General features: G+C 74.0%; 14 protein-coding genes. 5 read left to right on the top strand and 9 right to left on the bottom strand.

Annotated features, from left to right (window positions below; all coding sequences use genetic code 11):
• Positions 1-119: 119 nt before the first annotated feature.
• A complete protein-coding gene (locus tag OC439_RS19605) occupies positions 120-785 on the bottom strand; it encodes a class I SAM-dependent methyltransferase (RefSeq protein ID WP_262014678.1) in 666 nt (221 codons plus the stop codon).
• Between the two features lie 72 nt (positions 786-857).
• Between OC439_RS19605 and OC439_RS19600 the strand changes: the two genes are divergently transcribed.
• Positions 858-1,724, top strand: coding sequence for a serine hydrolase (locus tag OC439_RS19600; RefSeq protein ID WP_262014677.1), 867 nt, complete (start codon positions 858-860; stop codon positions 1,722-1,724).
• 5 nt (positions 1,725-1,729) lie between these two features.
• Here the strand turns inward: OC439_RS19600 and OC439_RS19595 are convergent, their stop codons facing one another.
• Positions 1,730-2,527, bottom strand: coding sequence for a tyrosine-protein phosphatase (locus tag OC439_RS19595; protein WP_262014676.1), 798 nt, complete (start codon positions 2,525-2,527; stop codon positions 1,730-1,732).
• Positions 2,528-2,571: 44 nt separating this feature from the next.
• Here OC439_RS19595 and OC439_RS19590 point away from each other — a divergent pair, with 44 nt between their 5' ends.
• Together OC439_RS19590 and OC439_RS19585 are read left to right on the top strand one after the other, a co-directional pair.
• Positions 2,572-3,669: a mandelate racemase/muconate lactonizing enzyme family protein gene (locus tag OC439_RS19590; RefSeq protein ID WP_262014675.1), complete on the top strand. Its 1,098-nt coding sequence runs from the start codon at positions 2,572-2,574 to the stop codon at positions 3,667-3,669.
• 57 nt (positions 3,670-3,726) lie between these two features.
• Positions 3,727-4,800 (top strand): C40 family peptidase, encoded by a 1,074-nt coding sequence (locus tag OC439_RS19585; protein WP_262014674.1) that lies wholly within the window; start codon positions 3,727-3,729, stop codon positions 4,798-4,800.
• Between the two features lie 58 nt (positions 4,801-4,858).
• Here the strand turns inward: OC439_RS19585 and OC439_RS19580 are convergent, their stop codons facing one another.
• On the bottom strand, positions 4,859-5,857 hold the full coding sequence (locus tag OC439_RS19580) for a TerC family protein (protein WP_194803519.1): 999 nt from the start codon (positions 5,855-5,857) through the stop codon (positions 4,859-4,861).
• A gap of 389 nt (positions 5,858-6,246) precedes the next feature.
• Between OC439_RS19580 and OC439_RS19575 the strand changes: the two genes are divergently transcribed.
• Positions 6,247-6,540: an antibiotic biosynthesis monooxygenase family protein gene (locus OC439_RS19575; RefSeq protein WP_013287496.1), complete on the top strand. Its 294-nt coding sequence runs from the start codon at positions 6,247-6,249 to the stop codon at positions 6,538-6,540.
• Positions 6,541-6,649: 109 nt separating this feature from the next.
• Here OC439_RS19575 and OC439_RS19570 read toward each other — a convergent pair whose 3' ends face one another.
• The 4 genes from OC439_RS19570 to uvrB all read right to left on the bottom strand — a co-directional run bounded on the left by OC439_RS19570 (position 6,650) and on the right by uvrB (position 10,996).
• A complete protein-coding gene (locus tag OC439_RS19570; RefSeq protein ID WP_262014673.1) occupies positions 6,650-7,549 on the bottom strand; it encodes a DUF5753 domain-containing protein in 900 nt (299 codons plus the stop codon).
• Positions 7,550-7,634: 85 nt separating this feature from the next.
• The gene (locus tag OC439_RS19565; protein ID WP_262014672.1) at positions 7,635-8,003 is read right to left on the bottom strand and encodes a VOC family protein; all 369 of its coding nucleotides are present in this window, start codon (positions 8,001-8,003) and stop codon (positions 7,635-7,637) included.
• Positions 8,004-8,028: 25 nt separating this feature from the next.
• Entirely contained in the window at positions 8,029-8,865 is an 837-nt protein-coding gene (locus OC439_RS19560) for a helix-turn-helix domain-containing protein (RefSeq protein WP_262014671.1), read from the bottom strand.
• Positions 8,866-8,890: 25 nt separating this feature from the next.
• Positions 8,891-10,996, bottom strand: a complete 2,106-nt coding sequence (gene uvrB, locus OC439_RS19555) for an excinuclease ABC subunit UvrB (protein WP_135241208.1) — start codon at positions 10,994-10,996, stop codon at positions 8,891-8,893.
• A 298-nt stretch (positions 10,997-11,294) separates the two neighbouring features.
• On the opposite strand from uvrB, the gene OC439_RS19550 reads away from it, so the two are divergent.
• Complete coding sequence (locus OC439_RS19550; RefSeq protein WP_262014670.1) at positions 11,295-12,917, top strand: hypothetical protein; 1,623 nt, start codon at positions 11,295-11,297, stop codon at positions 12,915-12,917.
• A gap of 25 nt (positions 12,918-12,942) precedes the next feature.
• Here OC439_RS19550 and coaE read toward each other — a convergent pair whose 3' ends face one another.
• Together coaE and rpsA are read right to left on the bottom strand one after the other, a co-directional pair.
• On the bottom strand, positions 12,943-14,130 hold the full coding sequence (gene coaE / locus OC439_RS19545; RefSeq protein ID WP_262014669.1) for a dephospho-CoA kinase: 1,188 nt from the start codon (positions 14,128-14,130) through the stop codon (positions 12,943-12,945).
• Positions 14,131-14,291: 161 nt separating this feature from the next.
• Positions 14,292-15,821: a 30S ribosomal protein S1 gene (rpsA, locus tag OC439_RS19540; RefSeq protein WP_262014668.1), complete on the bottom strand. Its 1,530-nt coding sequence runs from the start codon at positions 15,819-15,821 to the stop codon at positions 14,292-14,294.
• Positions 15,822-15,852 lie beyond the last annotated feature (31 nt).

The following is a 15,852-nucleotide window of genomic DNA, read 5'->3' as shown; positions in this document are numbered from 1 at the left end:
AACTTCATGATCGACGGGTCGGGTGCGAGAGGGCGCGACGGGCGGCCACGGGGTGCAGGGCGGCGGGCGGCAGGCGGCAACGAGGGCGGGGTCGGCAGGGTGGGGTCGGCAGGGTGGGGTCAGCGGGGCTTGGTGGCCTCCAGGGCCAGGACGTCGGGGATCGGGCCGGAGCCGGACTCGACCACCCGGGTCAGCCGCAGGCCGGCGCCCGCCACGGCGTCCAGCAGGCCGGCCAGCGGCAGATGCCACGCGCCGACCCGCGCCCGCACCCCGGTCGCGTTCCACGAGCGGACCGTGCGGTCCCGCGAGGCGTACCCGCCGTCGATCACGATCCGCTCCGGCTCGGACCGGTCGGCGAACGCACCCACGAAACACGGGTGCACGCCGACGTGCACCAGGCGGCCGCCGGGTGCCAGCACCCGCGCCGCCTCGGCGACGGCCGCCGGATAGTCCGGCATGTCGGTGTGCGCGAGCACGCAGACCACCGCCGGTACGGCGCCGGCGGACAGCGGCAACGCCGTCGCGTCGGCACGGGCCACCGGCAGCCGGGCACGGGCGTGGCGTAGCTGCCCGCCGGACAGGTCCACCCCCACCGGTGTCCATCCGAGACGCTTCAGCTCGGCGGCGTGCGCCCCGGTACCGCAGCACAGGTCCACGCAGCGGCCGGGGCCGTCCCCCAGCAGGTCGGCCAGCACCGACCGGACCCGGTCCATGTAGACCGACGAGGTCTCGCTGGCGTACTCCTCGTACCAGTCGGCGATGTCGTCGTACAACGGGGTCGTCATCTCCGCACGCTAGCCCGCACCCGCGCCCGCCGCTGCCCCGCGTACGCCACGAAGATCCGCTACGGTGCGGTCATGACCTGGGAGGACCTTGACGCACACCTGGACCGGGTGCCCGGCACCGTCTCCGCGTACGTGGGCCGCCCCGGCGCGCGGCCGACGTGGACGCGGCGGGCCGACGCCACCCACTACGCGGCGAGCACCATGAAGCTGGCCGTGCTGGTGGCGCTGTTCCGCGCCGCCGAGGCGGGCCGGCTCGACCTGGACGCGCCGGTGCCGGTGCGCAACTCGTTCGACTCCGCGCTGCCGGGCGCGCCCCGGTTCGCAAACGACCGCGACTACGACAACGACGAGGCGGTCTGGGACCGCGTCGGCGGCGAGGCGCCGCTGCGCTGGCTCGCCGAACGGATGATCGTCCGGTCCAGCAACCTGGCCACGAACATCTGCATCGGCGAGGTGGGGCTGCCCGCCGTGGCGCAGGCGTGGGCGCTCGCCGGTGCCCGGCACAGCGTCACCGGCCGCGGCATCGAGGACTTCGCCGCCCGCGACTCCGGCATCGACAACCTGGTCACCGCCGCCGACCTGGCGGGCCTGCTCGGTGAGCTGGCGCTCGGCGCGACCCGGCCCGGCCCGCTCGCCTCACCGGCTGGCTGCGCCGCCATGCTCGACGTGCTCGCCGCCCAGGAACACCGCGAGGACCTGGCCGCCGGGCTGCCCGACGGCACCCGGATCGCGCACAAGGGCGGCTGGGTACGCGGTGTACGCCACGGCGCGGGCGTGGTGTTCCCGGACGACGCGCCGCCGTACACGATCGTCGTCTGCACCACCACCGAGCTGGCCGACGGCGGCGCGGACGGTGACGAGGTCTCCGACGACGCCTGCCGGCTGATCGCGCACGTCTCCGAGCGGGTCTGGGCCGCGCGGCACGACCTGGCCGGCTGACCCGGCTACTCCAGCAGCCGCTCGCGCAGCGCGGCGCGGTGCGCGTCGGTCACCCCCAGACCGTCGCGCAGGTACGCGTCGAACGAGCCGTGCGCGCGGCGCACCTCGTCGTAGGCGGCGTCCAGGTATTCCGGGCGCACCTCCAGCAGCGGCCGGGCCACCGCCGGGTCCAGGTCCGGCCGGCGCTGGATCATCGCCGACAGCAGCACCTCGCGCAGGCTCTCGGTCAGCTCGTTGTGCACCAGGTAGTCGGCGCGGATCGCCTCCTCCTCCACGCCCAGCGCGGTCAGCAGCACCACCGACAGCCAGCCGGTGCGGTCCTTCCCGGCCGAGCAGTGGAACAGCAGCGGCAGGTTCGCGCCCTCGGCGGCCAGCCGCACCGCCGCGCCGAAACCGGTCCGCGCCGACTCCCCGGTGACGAACCAGCGGTAGATCGCCGTCATCGCCCCCGGCATGCCCTCGCGGGCCAGCGCCGCGTACGCGTCCAGGTCGTGGCCCTGCAGCACCGCCGAGACGTACGTGAACACCGGGTGCGCCGCGTCGTAGACCGGCAGGTGCACAGTGCGGGGCTCGCCCACCAGCCGGTCCGGCGGGGCCACCGCCTGCTCGTGGACGTCGCGCAGGTCCACCACGCAGGCCGGGCCGAGCTTGCTCAGCACCGGCAGGTCCTCGTCGGTGAGCCGGCCCAGCGCGGGTGTGCGGATGAGCCGCCCCGCCCGTACCCGCCGCCCGTCGCTCGTCGGCAGTCCACCCAGGTCACGCGCGTTCGGCGCGCCCACCAGCTCCCATTCCCGCCCGGCCATCGGCCCTCCCCTGCTCGCCGCCAGTTGGCTATAGGGTGCCCCACATGACGATCGCCGCGGTACGCACCCACCGTCTGTCGGCCCCCTTACACACCCCGTTCGTCACCGCGCTGCGCCGTACCACCACCGTGGACACGCTGGTCGTGGAGGTGGTCGACGGCGACGGCCGGTCCGGTTTCGGGGAGGCGCCGCAGGTCTGGCAGGTCACCGGCGCGTCGGTCGCGGGTGCCGAGGCGTGCGTACGCGAACTGCTCGCGCCACAGCTGATCGGCCGCGACGCCGACGACCTCCAGGCAGCAGGCGCGCTGGTGCGCCGCGCCGTGGTGGGCAACGAGTCGGCGAAGGCGGCGCTCGACGTGGCGCTGCACGACCTGGCCGCGCGGCGGCTCGGCGTACCCCTGGTGCGTCTGCTCGGTGGCACGGCGCTGCGCGTGCCGACCGACGTCACGCTGGCCGCCGGCGACGCGGTCGACCTGGCCGCGACGGCGGCGCGGCGCGGCGCCGAGGGGTTCAGCGTGCTCAAGCTCAAGGTCGGCACCGACGCCCGCGGCGACCTGGACCGGGTCCGCGCGGTGCGGGCCGCGGTCGGCCCGGACGTGCGGATCCGGCTGGACGCCAACCAGGGCTGGACGCCCCGGGAGGCGGTGCGGGTGATCCGGGCGATCGAGGACGCGGGGCTCGACGTGGAACTGGTCGAGCAGCCGGTGCACCGCCGCGACCTGGACGGGCTGGCCTGGGTCAGCGACCGGGTGGACCTGCCGATCCTGGCCGACGAGTCCGTCTTCGACGTGCGCGACCTGGTCGAGGTGATCCGGCGGCGCGCCGCCGACATGGTCAACGTGAAGCTGGCCAAGTGCGGCGGCCTGCAACCGGCCCGCACGCTGCTCGACCTGGCCGCCGCGCACGGCATGGGCACCATCGTGGGTTCGATGATGGAGGGCCCGGTGGGGGTCGGCGCCGCGGCCAGCCTGGTCGCCGCGTCCGGCACCACCGCCGTGTCGGACCTCGACGCCGCCTGGTGGCTGGCCTGGTCGCCGGTCACCGGGGGCATCCGGTACGAGGGCGCGAGCGTGCTGCTGCCGGACGCTCCGGGCCTGGGGGTCACCGGCCTACGTGAAGCTAAAATTCAGACAAGTGGTTGAGCAACGTCAGAATTTTTCATATGGTCGCCCGGACGACCACCGGAGAGAGGGGTACGCGTGGCACCTCAGCCCGGCCGCCGGGCCGTCGTACGGGTACCGGTGGCGACCCTGTGGACCGCTCCCGAGGCGGTACGCCCGATCGACTGCCCCGCCCTCGCCGGCTCGCCCGACGTCGCCGCCTGGATCGCCGGCATGGACCGCGACCAGCTCGTCGGTGACTGCGTCCTGACCCAGCTGCTGCTCGGCGAGCCGGTGCGCGTCACCGAGTCCCGGCCGGACGGCTGGGTGCGGGTGGTGGCGCTGGGCCAGCCAGCGGCGAAGCTCGGCGCCGACGGCTACCCGGGCTGGCTGCGGGCCGCCCACCTGGCCGACGCCGACCCGGCCGACACCGTCCCGTCCGACAGCGTCCCCGCCGGCCCCGCTCCGGCCGGCCTCGCCGCGTCCGGCGCGGCGCGATCGGACCCCGCTTCGGCCGGACCGGCAGCGGTCGGCACCGGTCCGGCCGGTCCCGGTCCCGGTCCCGCTCCGGCCGGTTCCGGCCCGGCGGCCGACGGTCCGCTGACGGTCGACGTGGCCCGCACCGCGTTGCGTGCCGCACCCGGCGGCGACGCGGCGCTCACCGGCGTGGTCCTCGGCACCCGGCTCACCCCGGCCGGGCCGGCGGTGGACGGCAGGCGCCCGGTCCGCGTACCCGGGCGGGCCGACCCGCTCTGGGCCCCGGAGGACGACCTGGTGCCGCTGCCCGCCGAGCGCCCCGAGGCCGAGGAGGTGCTCGCGGTCGCCGAACGGCTGCGCGACCTGGTCTACGTCTGGGGCGGCATGTCCACCGACGGCATCGACTGCTCCGGGCTGGTGCACCTGGCCTGGCGGCGGTACGGGATCACGCTCCCCCGCGACGCCGACGACCAGGCGGCGGCGACCTCGCGGGTGCCGCTGGACGCCGAACGCCCCGGCGACCTCTACTTCTTCGCCCGGCCCGGCCGGCGCATCCACCACGTCGGGATCGTGTCGGCCGAGCCGCGCGGCGGCCGGCGCCGGATGCTGCACGCCTGCTACCTGACCCGCCGGGTGGTCGAGGAGGAGCTACCGGCCGACCGGACCGCCACCCTCGTCGGCGCCCACCGCGTCTGACCGCCGACACGCCGCGGGGCGCCCCCGGCACGGGAGCGCCCCGGACGGGACGGGTGGGTCAGCGGCGGGCCTGGGCCAGTTCCCGGCGCCGGTCCCGCGACGACTTCGCCAGGCTGGCGGCGGTGGCCACACCCAGGGTGCCGAGGATGACCGTCAGCGACAGCCAGATCGGGATGTGCGGGGCCCACGCCACGTGCTCGCCGCCGTTGATGAACGGCAGGTTGTTCTCGGCCAGCGCCTCCAGCACCAGCTTCACGCCGATGAAGCCGAGCACCACGGCGAGGCCGTAGCTGAGGTAGATGAGCCGGTCCAGCAGGCCGCCGAGCAGGAAGTAGAGCTGCCGCAGTCCCATCAGCGCGAACACGTTCGCGGTGAAGACCAGGTACGGCTCCTGGGTGATGCCGAAGATCGCCGGGATCGAGTCCAGCGCGAAGATCAGGTCGGTGGTGCCGATCGCGATCATCACGATGAGCATCGGGGTGAAAAGGCGCCGCCCGTGCTCGTGGGTGGTCATCCGCGCCCCGTCGTAGTCACGGGACAGCGGGAGCGCCTTGCGGCTCCACCGGATCAGCAGGTTCTCGCTGAACTCGTCCTCGTCCGGCTCGCCCTGCCGGGCCAGGTTCACCGCGGTGTAGATGAGGAACGCGCCGAAGATGTAGAACACCCAGGAGAACTGGGAGATCAGCGCCGCGCCGGCCGCGATGAAGCCACCCCGCATGATCAGCGCCAGGATGATGCCGACGAGCAGCACCTTCTGCTGGTACTGCCGGGGCACCCCGAACCGGGCCATGATGATCACGAAGACGAAGAGGTTGTCCACCGAGAGGCTGTACTCGGTGAGCCAGCCGGTGTAGAACTCGCCTGCGACGCGGCCACCCGCGGTCAGCCAGAGCACCACGCCGAAGATCAGCGCCAGGCCGACGTAGAAGCCCACCCACAGGCTGGACTCCCGGACGCTCGGCTCGTGCGGCCGCCGGCCGATGATGAACAGGTCGGCGAGCAGGACCGCGATCATCGCGATCAGCGTTACCGCCCACACCAATGCGGACACGTTCAAATCCATCCTCCGGCAGACACGCTGCGTCGGGCACACCGTACGCCGGGTGCGGTGCCGGGGTGCGTCGACGCTGACAGGGGTGACTGTCGGAGGTCTCTTCCGCCGGAGCCCGGGTGCCGGGTTCCGACCGGCGGAGCCGGGTCGGGCCACCGGGGGTGCCGGCGCTCTTCCGTGCTGACGACTCCGTCGCGGGGGAATACTCCCCTCCTCGGCCGCCATTGTTCACCATCGCACCCAGGTGGCGCATCTCCGGGGCGTCCGTCGATCTCTCGACGTGCTGTGGCTCACGTCCCGCAGGGCGTCCTAGGAGGCTAGCCGTCCTCTGGCGAGGCACGCCGGGACGTCACCCGGGACGCACCGGCGGCGGGCCGGCATGGCAGGCTGCCTGCATGGTTCTTGAGGTCGCGCTGATCGATGTCACGCCCGGACACGAGGACGAGTTCGCCGCCGCCTACGCGCAGGCGCGGCCGATCCTCGCCGGCGCCGAAGGCTGCCGCTCCGTGCGGATGACCAGGGGCGTGGAGTCGCCCACCCGGTTCGTGCTGCTCGTCGAGTGGGACTCGGTCGAGGCGCACGACGTGAACTTCCGCCAGACCGAACGGTTCGCGCAGTGGCGCGGGCTGATCGGCCCGCACTTCGCCGGTCCGCCGCTGGTCGAGCACTTCATCGACGTGCCGGCCTGAACTGTCGTACCCCTGCCGTAGCCTGCGCGCTGCGCGGCCACCGGTCCCGACGGGCATCGGGGGCGCCGGGCCCGGTGGTCGCGCCGCACCGACAGCGGGCCGTACGGGCTCACTCCAGCTCGTGCGGATCGCGCGGCCGGGGCACCGGCGCCGCGCCGAGCCGCCGGGCGACCAGCTCGGCGGAGGCGTCCGCCGGCAGCGCCGCGGCCAGCAGCCGCTCGATGACCCGCTCGTAGTGGGCCACGTCCGCCTCGGCGACCAGCCGCAGGTCGGTGGTGAGCGTCTCCACCAGCACGGTGCGCGGGTCGTCCGGGTCGGGGTAGGCGTAGTACGAGAACGGCGCCAGCGGGTGCGGTCCGTCGCCGCTCGACGCCGCGGACCGCAGCACCCGGACGGTGACGCGGGGCCGTTCGGCGAGCGCGAGCAGGTGCCGCATCTGGTCGCGCCACACGTCGGCGGGCAGGCCGTCCGGGTCGCAGACGCGCTCGTCGACCAGCGCGGTGTAGTGCGGCGGGTCCGGCCGGATCAGCAGTTCCTGGCGTGCGACACGGGCGCGCACGTCGGCCTCCACGTCCACCTCGCCGGTCAGCGCCGCGCCGGCCGACACCCGCAATCGGGCGTACGCCGGGGTCTGGAGCAGGCCGGGTACGAGCACGCACTGGTACTCCACGATGCGCTCCGCGCCCGCCTCCAGCTCGGCGTACGCCCGCTGGCGCTCCCCCATCTCGCCGAGCGCCTTGGACCAGCCCCGGCCGGTGGCCGCGTCGCGGGCGATGACGATCAGCTCGTCGCGCTGCGGCGGCGGCACCGCGTAGACGTCGAGCAGGTCGAGCACGTCGGCCAGGTCGGGCCGGCTCTGCCCCAGCTCGATGCGGGACAGCTTCGACGTGGACGCCCAGCCCAGCCGGGTGCAGACCTGTTCGAGCGTGAGCGACTCGCGACGACGCAGCCGGCGCAGCTCCACACCGAGCCTCGCCCTCCGGACCACAGGACTTGCTGACAACGGCATGCACGCCTCCCGGGAGGGAGCGTACGCATCACCGTCACGCTCGGCAATACCTCGCCCACACAGCGCTACCGTGCGGGCGGCGCACTCAGGGGCGGTACGTGCCGAACGACCAGACCAGCCCGGCCAGGTCGCGGGCCGCGTAGTCGCGGGAGCCGTAGTCGGTGTCGAACGGCGCCCGGACGATCTCCGCCCCGGCCACCCGGGCCCGCTCGTGGTGCGCGTCGACGTCGTCGAGCGCCACGTAGACGCGGTAGTCGTCGTCGGCCGGCCGGGACCGCGGCGCCGGCCCCGGGCCGAGCATCACCAGGTCGTCGCCGTACGCAAGCTCGGCGTGGCCGACCGTGCCGTCGGGGAGTTCGTGGGCCTCGCGCACGGTGAAGCCGAACGCGGAACAGAGGAAGTCGGCCGCGGCTCGCACGTCGGGATACCGCAGGACCGGATAGATGCTTCGCATGCCCGTCAGTCTGCCGCCGGAGCGGTCAGGCCGGATTGGACGAATGCGATCCGGGCCCGGTCAGCGCGGCCGGGGTGGCGCCGGCGAACTCGCGGAACTCCCGGATCAGGTGCGACTGGTCGTAGTAGCCCCACCGGGCGGCCCGCTCCGCCCACCCGGCGGCGTCCGGCACGGCGGCGTCCGCGGTGAGCAGCGTCCGGCCCAGGCTCGCGTACGCCCGCTCGAAGCGCAGCAGGCGGGCGACCGTCTTCGGCGGCAGGCCGAACTCCCGCCGGAACCGGACCGACAGGTGACGGCGGGACCAGCCCAGCTCGTCGGCGAGCGCACCCACGCCGACCGCTCCCCCGCTGCCGTCCAGACGCCGCCAGGCCGCCAGCAGGTGCGGGTCCGGCGGCACTGTCGCCGCCAGCCGCGCGGCCACTGCCGCGTCGAGCCGGGCGAAGCGTTCCGGCCAGCCCGGCGTCTCGGCCAGCTCGTCGCGCAGCCGGGCCAGCCAGCCCGCCACCGCGTCGAGCGGCACCACCCGGTTGGTCAGCTCGGCCAGCGGCAGCCCGAGCAGGCGGCGGGCCGCCGGGGCGGTGAGCAGCACCTGCACCCCGGTGCCGGTCCCGGCCGTCCGGGTGGCACACCAGCCGTCGAACGGGCCGGCCAGGAAGGCGTTCGCGGCGGCCCCTCCCCGGCCGGGGGCACGCGGGTCGGTCACGTCGAGAGGGTCGCCCCAGCCGAGGATCAGCACCACGAACGCGCCCGCCACCTCCCGGCGTACCAGCGGAACGGGCGCGTCCTCGCGGTAGCCGAGGTAGCTGTCCACCCACCGGCGCAGCCGCGGGTCGGGGCGCCCGACGACGGCCTCGGTCAGCATCGCGCCGCCCCGGCCGCCGCGCCGGTCACCGGACCCCTGCGGCGTCCATCCCGCGCAGCTCCTTCTTGAGGTCGGCGACCTCGTCACGGATCCGCGCGGCCAGTTCGAACTGCAACTCCCGCGCGGCGGCGAGCATCTGGTCGTTGAGCTCCTGGATGAGGTTGGCCAGGTCGGCCCGGGCCATCCCCTCCCGCGACGGGGTGGCCGCGGCGCCCCGGCGGCTGCGGGTCTCCTTGACCGGCGCCTTGCCCCGGGACAGCTGCCGCACGGCACCGCCGACGTTGCTGTTCTCGGTGTCCTCCGCCTCGCGGTAGATGTCGTCGAGGATGTCGTGGATCTTCTTGCGCAGCGGCTCCGGCTTGATGCCGTTCGCCTCGTTGTGCGCGATCTGCTTGGCCCGGCGCCGGTTGGTCTCGTCGATCGCGCTCGCCATCGACGGGGTGATCTTGTCGGCGTACATGTGGACCTGGCCGGAGACGTTACGGGCCGCGCGGCCGATGGTCTGGATCAGCGACCGGCCGCTGCGCAGGAAGCCCTCCTTGTCGGCGTCGAGGATCGCCACCAGCGACACCTCGGGCAGGTCGAGACCCTCCCGGAGCAGGTTGATGCCGACGAGCACGTCGTAGTCGCCCTTGCGCAGCTCGCGCAGCAGCTCGACCCGGCGCAGCGTGTCGACCTCGGAGTGCAGGTAGCGCACCCGGATGCCGTTCTCCAGCAGGTAGTCGGAGAGGTCCTCGGCCATCTTCTTGGTGAGCGTGGTGACGAGCACCCGCTCGTCCCGCTCGGTGCGCAGCTTGATCTCGTGCATGAGGTCGTCGATCTGGCCCTTCGTCGGCTTGAGAACCACCTCGGGGTCGATCAGGCCGGTGGGCCGGATCACCTGCTCGACGAACTCGCCCTGGGCCTGCTCCAGCTCCCACGGGCCGGGGGTGGCGGAGAGGTAGACCATCTGGCCCACCCGCTCCAGGAACTCGTCGAAGCGCAGCGGCCGGTTGTCGGCGGCGCTCGGCAGCCGGAAGCCGTGGTCGACCAGCATCCGCTTGCGGGAGGCGTCGCCCTCGTACATGCCGCCGATCTGCGGGATCGTCACGTGCGACTCGTCGACGACCGTCAGGAAGTCGTCGGGGAAGTAGTCGAGCAGGCAGTGCGGCGGGCTGCCCGGCAGGCGGCCGTCGATGTGCATGGAGTAGTTCTCGATGCCGGAGCAGAAGCCCACCTGGCGCATCATCTCGATGTCGTAGGTGGTGCGCATGCGCAGCCGCTGGGCCTCCAGCAGCTTGCCCTGCCGCTCCAGCTCGGCCAGCCGTTCGCCCAGCTCGGCCTCGATGTCGCGGATCGCCCGTTCCATCCGCTCCGGACCGGCGGCGTAGTGCGTGGCCGGGAAGATCATCAGGCTGTCGACCTCGCGGACCACGTCACCGGTCAGCGGGTTCAGGTAGTAGAGCTTCTCGATCTCGTCACCGAACAGCTCGATCCGGACCGCAAGCTCCTCGTACGCCGGGATGATCTCCAGCGTGTCGCCGCGGACCCGGAAGGTGCCGCGCTGGAAGGCCATGTCGTTGCGCGTGTACTGGATGTCGACCAGCCGGCGCAGCAGCTGGTCGCGGTCCAGCTCCTGCCCGACCTTGACCCGCACGGCCCGGTCGAGGTATTCCTCCGGGGTGCCCAGGCCGTAGATCGCCGAGACGGTGGCGACGACGATGACGTCCCGCCGGGTGAGCAGCGACATGGTGGCCGAGTGCCGCAGCCGCTCGACCTCCTCGTTGATCGAGGAGTCCTTCTCGATGTAGGTGTCGGTCTGCGGGATGTACGCCTCGGGCTGGTAGTAGTCGTAGTAGGAGACGAAGTATTCGACCGCGTTCTGCGGCAGCAGCTCGCCGAACTCCTTCGCCAGCTGGGCCGCGAGGGTCTTGTTGGGGGCGAGCACCAGGGTCGGCCGCTGGAGCCGCTCGACCAGCCACGCCGTGGTGGCGCTCTTGCCCGTGCCGGTCGCGCCGAGCAGCACCGTGTTGCGGTCGCCGCGCCGCACGCGACGCTCAAGCTCGTCGATGGCAGCCGGCTGGTCACCGGCCGGCTGGAACTCACTGACGACCTGGAAGCGGCCGTCGAGCCGGGGAATGTCGAGCGCCATGACACCAACCGTACGCCCGGGGTCCGACACTTCCGGCCACGACCACGGACCGTCCCTGATCGGCTTCGATATTCCCATTGTGTGGCTCATCTCACCGGTCTACCCTCGTACCGTAGGCCGCTCGCGGCGGCCGACCGGGCCGGTGATCGCCCCCTCGCGGGGCCGGTCGCCCCCGGCGCCAGGGCCGCAGCACCCGGGACGACCGGCGTGCGCGCCGACGGTGGTCGCGCGCAGCGCTGACCGGCCGCCGCGAGCGCCCCTGCTCGTCACCGAAACCCCGCTCTCGCGTTCTCCACTCGTGGGGACCTCTCCCGAGCGCCGGCCGCGACGCGAGCCCGACACCGGCACGCCCCCGCCCGCCGACGAGCCGGGCCGCCAGCGCGGCGCCAGCCGCCCCCACCGGCTCTCCGCGCGGGGCGACGGCGACCAGGCCGTACCCCGGGAACCGGGTCGCGGCCACCGGCGCGGCCGCACCAGCACACCGACCCGGCCCGCCACCGTGGCCGGCCGGCGCCGCCGGGCCGGCCTGTTCGACGGCCGCCGTCCCCCGCTCACCACCCGGCCGGACGGCGACCCGGAACTGGACGGCGCCGGCGACCCGCCGGACGGGCCGGACCGGCGCCGGATCGCCCTCGCCGCGCTCGTGGCCGCAGCCGCGCTCTCCGCCGCTACGCTCGTCGCCGCCCTGCCGTCCTGGGTGCCCGGCCGCACCGGCGACGCCCCGGCGACACGTGCCCTGACCGCCGCCGAGGCGGACCGGGTGGCCGCGCTGCGGGTCACCAACCTGCGCGACGTACGCGCCGGTGTCCGGGTCACAGTCGGCGCGGACGGTGCCCGTACCGAACTGGTCGGCTGGGTCGACTGGGCCCGCCCCCTGGTCTACCTGGACGTCGGCGGCCCGGGCGCGGGCGACGACCGGGGCCTGGTGCAGGCCACCGCGTCCGCGCTGCTGGTACGGCCCGACCCGGGCGCGCTCCCCACCCCGGCCCGGCCGCCGCTGGTGCCGCCGGCGGACCGGTGGCGGATGCGTTCCCCGGCCGGCGGGCACGGCCTGGGCGCGGTACGCGACCTGCTGATCGGGCTCGGCGCCGACCGGGTCGATCCACCCGCCACCGACGGCCGGTGGCTACGCGGCGACCAGGTGGGCGGCGTCGCGGTGGACGTGCTCCAGGCGCCCCTCGCACCGCCCGGTGACCCGCTGCCGACGCTGTGGGTGGACGCGGACGCCCGGCTGCACCGGCTCACCGGCCGGCTGGCCGACGGCACGCCCGTCACCGTGGACCTGACCCGCGCCGACCGGCCCACGCTGCACCCGGTGGACGCGCTCGGCGGCCGGCCCGGGCAGCCCCGGGCGCTCACCGACGACGAAGCCGCCCGGCTGGCCGCGCTACCCGCCCGGCTCCGGGCACTCGGCGGCGCGACGGTGGCGGTGGCCGCTCCGCTCGGCCCGTCGGCGAACCTGCGGGCCACCGGCACGGTGAACTGGACGAGCCCGTCGGCGTACCTCGCGGTGATCGAGGAGGGCAGCGGCCGACGCACCCTGCGATGGGCCCGGCCGGGACGGGTGGCCGAGGTGCAGCGTTCCCCCGACGGGCCCGCGACGCCACCGGCACCGGTGCCGGCCGCGCTGCTCGCGGCCCCCGCGCGTTCGCCCGGCGACGACCTCGACCGGCTGCTCGACGCGGCGCTGCGGGCGGCCCGGCACGCGCCCGGCACCGCCGTCCGGATCCGCGAGGACCGGCTGGACGACCGGGCCGTCGACGTGTTCGAACTGCCGGGCGGCCGCCGCCTGTGGCTGGACCGGGGTGGTCTGCCGCACCGGATGGAGCTGCGGGCCGGGTCCGGCGTGTGGATCCGGCTCGACCTCACGCCCGGTCGTGCGGCGGGCAGCGGCGGATCGTCGGCCTCGACGGCGCGCTGAGCCCGGCCCGCTCCCTACCGCCCGGTCAGGGCCGCCAGCCGGTCTGCGCGGCCCACTCCTCGGCGCGCAGGTGCTCCTCGTCGAACCAGGGATCGGTCACCGTGCCCCACGTGGCGTGCTCCGGCGCGGCCGCCGCCAGATCCCGCTTCACCTGGAGGTAGTCGGCCCGCCGTGCCGGGTCGGCGCGCAGGTGGTCGCGCATCAGCAGCGCGTACCGCCAGCCGGGCGAACCGGCCTCCCGCAGGTGCAGGCGCACCGGACGCGCCGGGTCCGCGCCGCCGTGCAGCCGCTTGGGCCACCGCACCGGCTCCGGCTGCCGCGGCGCGTCCCACCACTCGCCCGGCAGCCGCGGGAAACCCGCCTCGGCCAGCCGCTGCGCGAGCGGCCCGTCCGCCTCGTCCAGCGAGGGCACCGTCACCTGGATGTCGATCACGTCCGGCGCGGCGAGCCCCGGCACGGCGGTGGAGCCGACGTGGTCGACCCGGATGTCACCGCCTGCGGCGTGGCGGATCCGGGCGGCCAGCCGGGCGTACTGCTCGGGCCAGGTCGGGTCCGGCCCGGCGGGCGCGGCCGGGTCGGGTGGGACGGGTGGGACGGCACGGCGTTCGCGGACGTTGCGCTCGTAGGGCAGCAGACGGTCCCGCCAGAGGGTGTCCACGGCGGCGTGCAGATCGGTGAGCGTGCCGTCGTTCGTCAGCAGCACGTCGGCGACCGCACGGCGGGTCGCGTCGTCGGCCTGCGCGGCGATGCGCCGCTGCGCCTCCGCCGGGGCCATCCCCCGGTCGCGGGTCAGCCGGGCCATCCGGGTCGGCACGGCCGTCTGCACCACGACCACCAGGTGGTACGTCGGCGCGAGTCCCACCTCGACCAGCAGCGGTACGTCGTTGACGACGATCGCGTCGGCAGGGGCGGCGGCGACCAGTTCGGCGCTGCGCGCGCGTACCCGGGGGTGGGTGATCCCTTCGAGCGTGCGGCGGGCCGCCTCGTCGCCGAAGACCAGCGCGCCGAGGGCGGCCCGGTCCAGCGCCCCGTCGGCGTCCAGAACCTTTTCGGAGAAGGCGGCGACCACCTCGGCCAGCCCGTCGGTGCCGGGCGCGACGATCTCGCGGGCGATGCGGTCCGAGTCGACGATCACCGCGCCCAGCGTGGCGAGGCGGCTCGCCACCGCGCTCTTGCCCGATCCGATTCCGCCGGTCAGCCCCACCTTCAGCACCCGGACAGTCAACCGGATCCGGTGTCCGCGTGCCAAACCCGCCCGGCGTACGACGCGGGCCCCGCCCCCGGCGCTCCGCTGGTGCGGAACGCGGGGACGGGGCCCGTCGTCAGAGGCAGTCGCCGGTCCGTCCGGTGGGACGAACAGGCGTCAGCGTCCGGTCACTTGCCGCCGGCGAGCTTCTCCCGCAGCGCGGCGAGCGCCTCGTCGGTCGCGAGCGTGCCGGCCGGCTCCTCGGCCTGACGGCTCGGGGCCGAGGTCGAGGTGGTGGTGCCGCTGGTGACCGGCGGAGCCGGGTTGGCAGCGGCCTCGGCGTCGGCGGCGCGGGAGGTCTGCACCTGCTTGGTGTGGGCCTCCCAGCGCTGACGCGCCTCGGCGTACTGCTGCTCCCAGGTCTCGCGCTGCTTGTCGTAGCCCTCGAGCCACTCGCCCGTCTCCGGGTCGAAGCCCTCCGGGTAGATGTAGTTGCCCTGGTCGTCGTAGGTCGCGGCCATGCCGTAGAGGGTCGGGTCGAAGTGCTCCTCGCCCTCGACGAAGCCCTCGTTGGCCTGCTTGAGCGACAGCGAGATCCGGCGGCGCTCCAGGTCGATGTCGATGACCTTGACCATGACCTCGGAGCCGACCTGCACGACCTGCTCCGGGATCTCCACGTGGCGCTCGGCCAGCTCGGAGATGTGGACCAGGCCCTCGATGCCGTCGTCCACGCGGACGAACGCACCGAACGGCACCAGCTTGGTGACCTTACCCGGCACGATCTGCTGGATCGCGTGGGTGCGGGCGAACTGACGCCACGGGTCCTCCTGCGTCGCCTTCAGCGACAGCGAGACCCGCTCGCGGTCCAGGTCGACGTCCAGGACCTCGACCTCGACCTCCTGGCCCACCTCGACGACCTCGGACGGGTGGTCGATGTGCTTCCAGGACAGCTCGGAGACGTGCACGAGGCCGTCCACGCCGCCCAGGTCGACGAACGCGCCGAAGTTGACGATCGAGGAGACGACGCCCTTGCGGACCTGCCCCTTCTGGAGCTTGTTGAGGAACTCGGTGCGCACCTCGGACTGCGTCTGCTCCAGCCAGGCACGGCGGGACAGGACCACGTTGTTGCGGTTCTTGTCCAGCTCGATGATCTTGGCTTCGAGTTCGCGGCCGACGTACGGCTGCAGGTCACGCACACGCCGCATCTCGACGAGCGACGCGGGCAGGAAGCCGCGCAGGCCGATGTCGAGGATGAGACCACCCTTGACGACCTCGATGACCGAGCCGCGGACGACGCCGTCCTCGTCCTTGATCTTCTCGATCGTGCCCCAGGCCCGCTCGTACTGCGCCCGCTTCTTGGAGAGGATCAGCCGACCCTCCTTGTCCTCCTTCTGGAGGACGAGGGCCTCGATGTGGTCACCCACCGAAACGACCTCGGCCGGGTCCACGTCGTGCTTGATCGACAACTCCCGAGAGGGGATGACACCCTCGGTCTTGTAGCCGATGTCGAGCAGGACCTCGTCCCGATCGACCTTGACGACGGTGCCTTCGACAATGTCGCCGTCGTTGAAGTACTTGATGGTCTCGTCGATCGCGGCGAGGAAAGCTTCCTCAGAGCCGAGGTCGTCGTGGGTGACCTTGTTGGCGCTCGAGGTGGCCTCGATGCTGCTCGTCATGTGGGCGGTTGCTCCGGTCGGATGGGTTGTCACAGCGGGCATGGGTGTCGCGGTGACTCTGCCGCGCCAACGG

Origin of the sequence: Micromonospora sp. Mcm103 (assembly GCF_024519755.1) — a bacterium.
Taxonomy (GTDB): domain Bacteria; phylum Actinomycetota; class Actinomycetes; order Mycobacteriales; family Micromonosporaceae; genus Micromonospora; species Micromonospora aurantiaca.
Note: the sequence above shows the minus strand (reverse complement) of the source record. Positions and strands in the feature narration are given on the sequence as shown.

Coding starts and splice junctions, on each gene's coding strand:
- uvrB (WP_135241208.1), bottom strand. CDS start 10,996: ATGGCGCTCGACATTCCCCGGCTCGACGGCCGCTTCCAGGTCGTCAGT.
- OC439_RS19575 (WP_013287496.1), top strand. CDS start 6,247: ATGGTTCTTGAGGTCGCGCTGATCGATGTCACGCCCGGACACGAGGAC.
- OC439_RS19560 (WP_262014671.1), bottom strand. CDS start 8,865: ATGCTGACCGAGGCCGTCGTCGGGCGCCCCGACCCGCGGCTGCGCCGG.
- OC439_RS19590 (WP_262014675.1), top strand. CDS start 2,572: ATGACGATCGCCGCGGTACGCACCCACCGTCTGTCGGCCCCCTTACAC.
- OC439_RS19595 (WP_262014676.1), bottom strand. CDS start 2,527: ATGGCCGGGCGGGAATGGGAGCTGGTGGGCGCGCCGAACGCGCGTGAC.
- OC439_RS19605 (WP_262014678.1), bottom strand. CDS start 785: ATGACGACCCCGTTGTACGACGACATCGCCGACTGGTACGAGGAGTAC.
- OC439_RS19570 (WP_262014673.1), bottom strand. CDS start 7,549: ATGCCGTTGTCAGCAAGTCCTGTGGTCCGGAGGGCGAGGCTCGGTGTG.
- OC439_RS19565 (WP_262014672.1), bottom strand. CDS start 8,003: ATGCGAAGCATCTATCCGGTCCTGCGGTATCCCGACGTGCGAGCCGCG.
- rpsA (WP_262014668.1), bottom strand. CDS start 15,821: ATGCCCGCTGTGACAACCCATCCGACCGGAGCAACCGCCCACATGACG.
- OC439_RS19600 (WP_262014677.1), top strand. CDS start 858: ATGACCTGGGAGGACCTTGACGCACACCTGGACCGGGTGCCCGGCACC.